4 protein-coding genes and 1 tRNA gene are annotated in these 4,046 nt (G+C 71.1%); 2 read left to right on the top strand and 3 right to left on the bottom strand.

Going from position 1 to position 4,046, the window contains the following annotated elements:
* Window positions 1-27: 27 nt before the first annotated feature.
* Window positions 28-654, bottom strand: a complete 627-nt coding sequence (locus tag FWJ67_RS10675) for a hypothetical protein (RefSeq protein ID WP_414481858.1) — start codon at window positions 652-654, stop codon at window positions 28-30.
* A 124-nt stretch (window positions 655-778) separates the two neighbouring features.
* On the opposite strand from FWJ67_RS10675, the gene FWJ67_RS10680 reads away from it, so the two are divergent.
* Window positions 779-853 (top strand) — tRNA-Arg (locus FWJ67_RS10680).
* A 201-nt stretch (window positions 854-1,054) separates the two neighbouring features.
* Complete coding sequence (locus tag FWJ67_RS10685) at window positions 1,055-1,459, top strand: DUF2267 domain-containing protein (protein ID WP_304173942.1); 405 nt, start codon at window positions 1,055-1,057, stop codon at window positions 1,457-1,459.
* A gap of 62 nt (window positions 1,460-1,521) precedes the next feature.
* Here FWJ67_RS10685 and FWJ67_RS10690 read toward each other — a convergent pair whose 3' ends face one another.
* Both FWJ67_RS10690 and FWJ67_RS10695 read right to left on the bottom strand, forming a co-directional pair.
* On the bottom strand, window positions 1,522-2,760 hold the full coding sequence (locus FWJ67_RS10690; protein ID WP_304173945.1) for an FG-GAP repeat domain-containing protein: 1,239 nt from the start codon (window positions 2,758-2,760) through the stop codon (window positions 1,522-1,524).
* Window positions 2,761-2,855: 95 nt separating this feature from the next.
* On the bottom strand, window positions 2,856-4,046 hold a 1,191-nt coding region (locus FWJ67_RS10695; RefSeq protein WP_414482807.1), incomplete at its 5' end, for a hypothetical protein.

Below are 4,046 nucleotides of genomic sequence, written 5' to 3' on the forward strand. Positions count from 1 at the left end.
GGTACCAGGGCTCCCGGGAGCCTGGCTTCAGAAACCGCCGCCCCCTCCGCTCTCCTTTTCGGCTTCGTCGTCTGGTTCGTCGCCGTCGTCTGGTTCGTCGCGGCTCAGGAGGAAATCGAAAGCATCGGGGTCCAGCTCGGGGTTGAGGTCTTCCCCCTCTCCGGCGGGGATGGGCAGGGTCTCGAAGGGATCCTCCACCATCAGCTCCTGGAGCTCCACGTCGGCCTCGGGAAGATCCAGGAGGAGCCGCAACACCTTCCGCATGAGGCTTCGGGTGGGGGTCCAGATCTCCACCGAGTCGCCGGCCAGGTGGATCTCCCCCGCGCCCCGGAAGGAGGGTGGGGTCTCCAGCCACGAGGCCCACTGGTAGCTCTCCTTGGGCCATCGCAAGAGGACCTCGCCAGAGCTCGCCTGAGGCGGGCCGGCCTCCAGTTCAGGGAAGGCCTGGATGAGCTGGGCTTGGAGCGCCGGAAGGTTGTGGTGGCGCAGGCGGGCGGTGCAAAAACAGGGCGGTTCCTCTTCCAGCTCCGCCCAGGGGTCGTCGTCGCTCATCAGCCAGTCGAGCTGGGCCTGCAGGTGGACCTCCCATCCGGGTTGGCTCGGATCGAGCGGATCGAACGCCCACTCGTCGGGCCCGTGGTGCGCCGCTTCCATGGTCCTTCCTCCTCGTGGTCTCGCCGACCAGTCTCCAGGACCCCCAGGGTCCGGACCTTGCCACAGGCTCCGTGCCTATGCTAGCATAGATTGTGCTTTGGTGTCTGCGCGCCGGCATCGGCTTGGCCCCGTAGCTCAGTGGATAGAGCGCCGACCTCCTAAGTCGGGCGCGCAGGTTCGATTCCTGCCGGGGCCACCAGATGAGCCTCCCCGCGGGCACCCGGTCGCTTCGTGCGGCTCCCCGAGAGGATCTCTCGGGGTTTTTCTTTTCCCTGCCCAAGCCCCCCGGCAGCCACTCCCACGGATAGCCTCACCCGGTCCAGGCTCATCCTTCTAACCGGCGTGAATCCCCAAGGCGGCACCCCGGCGGGGCCGGGCCGCCTGGTGAGGGGGCAAGGGCATGCAGCACGACGAGTTTATCGGTCATGTGCAGCATCGAGCCCGGCTCGCTTCCCGGGGTGAGGCGGAACGGGCGACGCGGGCGGTCCTGCAGACCCTGGCCGAGCGGCTTACGGGGGGCGCGGCGGAAAACTTGGCCGCTCAACTGCCTCCCCAGCTCCAAGCGTACATGCACAAGGGCGACATGGAGGCGGCGGAAGAGCTGACCCTCGACGAGTTCTTCCACCGGGTGAGCGAGCGGGAAGGGGTGGATCTGCCCAAGTCTGTCCACCACGCCCGGTGCGTGGTGGACGTCTTGAAGGAGGCCGTCTCCCCCGGGCAGATCGAGAAGGTGCGGGCCCAACTCCCCGACGGGTGGGCCTCCCTGTTCGACTCGGGGAGCGAGGGCGACATGGATGTGGAGTGACGGGCACGGCCGGCCGCCCAGCGCGCCCCCTTCTTGACGGGCTCCCCTAAAGGGCCCGAGGGTTAGAGGGCCAGGCCCAGCGCCTCGGGCCGCGCTTGTTCGAACTGCCGGGGCAGAAGGAGAACCTCCCGATCGCCCCACCGCCAGGTCAAGGTGGGCCCACCGGTGCCGTGACCGATGGCGTTCACGTCGGCCAGGCCGAGCAGGCGGTCACCCCGCAGGCGGTAGATCTTCAGGTGGTGGGTGTACAGGTCGGGACGGACGTGCCGGGCGATCAGCTCCCGCCGGCCGTCACCATCCAGATCGGCCGCGAAGAGCCCCGCCCAGCCGAGGCCGCCGTTCTCGGGCGTGCGGGCCACCGGCTGGAAGGCGCCGTCTCGCCAGGCCAGCACCTCCACGACGCCGCCCTCGCCCACGACCAACTCCGGCCGACGATCCCCCGTCAGATCGAGCAGGGCCCAGGCAGGAGGCAAGTGGTACGGGCCCCCCCGACGGGCCAGGGTGCGCTCCCAGGCCAGCCGGTACCCGGCCCCAGTAGGCACCCAGACGCTCAGGTGGGTCCGCCCGTCCCCGAGTCGGGCCCCCACCAGAAGCCAGGGCCAGTCCTCCTCTTCCGGCCGCCAGGCTTCCACCCGGAGCTGGTCCAACTCGGCCGCCCCGCCCCCCAGCAGGGCGGCCAGGGGCAGCCCTCGCTGGCCGGCCCGGGTGGTGAGGCGCAGCTCGGCCCCGCCGTCGGTGCGGGTCACCTCCAGCCGGTCCAGGAGCCCATCCCCGTCCAGATCTTGGACGGGGTTGGCGATCAAGGGCGACGGGGTCTCAGGGAGGAACCCGCCCCGGGCCTCGTACCGCTCCAGGAGCTCCCCCGGCGCTCGGACGAAAGCGTCCCCCGCCCCGTCCCAGAGCCACCCTTCCAGGGGCCCGTCCCATTCGGACCGGGCCAGAAGCTCCACCGCGCCGTCGCCATCGAGGTCGGCGAGGGCCACCAGAGGCCCCAGGTCCTGGGTGCGGCCCACCTCCACGGGCCTCCCTGAACCGGGATCGTACCGGTAGAGGGCGGTGATCAAGGCCGGCAGGGGTTCCTGGCCTTCGGCTTCCCCGGCCATGCCCTGAAGCACCAGCTCATCCAGGCCGTCGCCGTCCAGGTCACCGAGGAGAGCCCGGAAGCCGCCATACCCCCAGAGCTCAGAACGCCAAACGAACTCAGCACTGCCCCCGGCTCCCCTGGTGGTTCGGGCGATGACCACCCAGCCGCCCAGAATGATGAGAAGGCCCAGGGCCAGAAGGCCCGCTCGCCGCGCCATCGACGCTCCCCCCACCTCCGACTCTCCAGTCCCTTCGGGCCTGGGGAGCCCCGCTCCTACCCAGCGGAGGCGGCAAATGATGGCGGCCGTGGCTTTTACGGCAGGGCGCTCAAAGCCTGGTAGAGGAGGACACCTCCGTTGATCCCCAGGGAGTGGGCCTCCTCGTCGTGGCCATGGCGGCCGGTCATCCATTCATCCCAGGAGAGGAAGACGCCAAGGGTGTCGTGGGTGAGGCTGAAGATAAAGCCGTCGGGGTGGTGCATCAGCCCCCGGATCTGGATCCCCATGCGGGTGACCACCTCGCCTGGGATGGTGAGGGCTTCAGCCCGGGCGTCACCCCGCCCGAAGGTGGCCCGCCCCACCCAGGTGGTCACCGTCACCAGGTCGCCCGTCCGCCCCAGGCGGTAGCCCACCCGCCCCGCCTCCACCGCCTCGAGGACGGCTGGGCTTTGGACGGGCAGGACCAGCTCGGCCACCGACACCCGGAGGTGAGGCTCCAGCGCTCGCCACGGGATGGCGCCCTCGCCCGCGAGCAGGCCTTGCAGGGCCTCGTCCACCCGCCGGGCCACCTCGATCCCGAAGGCCATGGCCCCGTGGAAGCCCTCGGCGGCCGCGGCCGGGACCACATCGCCTCCGGCGCCGGTGAGGAAGAAGGCGGTGCCCCCGTGCCATTCCTCCAGCGCCGCGCGCAGCGAGCCGACCCAGTCGGGGGAGATCCAGCGGTTCTCAGGGCCTAAGACCCGGGGCGGGATCCCTGCGTTGATGAGGGTGGCCACCACTGGCCCTCCGGGGCGGCGAGCCACCAAGAGGGAGAGGGTCTCGTCGGTGAAGGCCCAGCCCCGCCGGTTCTCCCCCAGGCCCCGGGCCCGAAAGCTCGCCATCGCCAGCTCCACCGGCTCCAGGCGCGCCACCGCCAGCTGGGCCGCCGCGACGGCCCGCTCCCGCACCAGGGTCCGGTACCCATCGGGGGCACCGCCCCACAAACCCAGCAGGTCTGGCGCCGCATGGGTGTGGGTGGCCGCCACCCAGATCCGGTCCTGGGGCCACCCGGTGGCCGTCGCGGCCTCGGCGCGGATCCGGGCGGACAGCTCTTGATCAAAGCCGGGCAGATCCAGCACCAAAAGGAGCAGGCGCTCGGCCCCGGCGGTCAGGGCGAGGGCCCGGGCGGTGATCGGGGTGTGGATCCCAACGGCCACCCGCCCGCCATCGTACCCGCCCAGGGAGAGGCCGTCCTCCAGATCTTGGGACCTGGGGGCGATGGAGAAGACGGCCGCCCCGGCCTGCCA

Source organism: Limnochorda sp. (assembly GCF_047459355.1).
In the GTDB taxonomy this organism is placed as follows: domain Bacteria; phylum Bacillota; class Limnochordia; order Limnochordales; family Limnochordaceae; genus Limnochorda.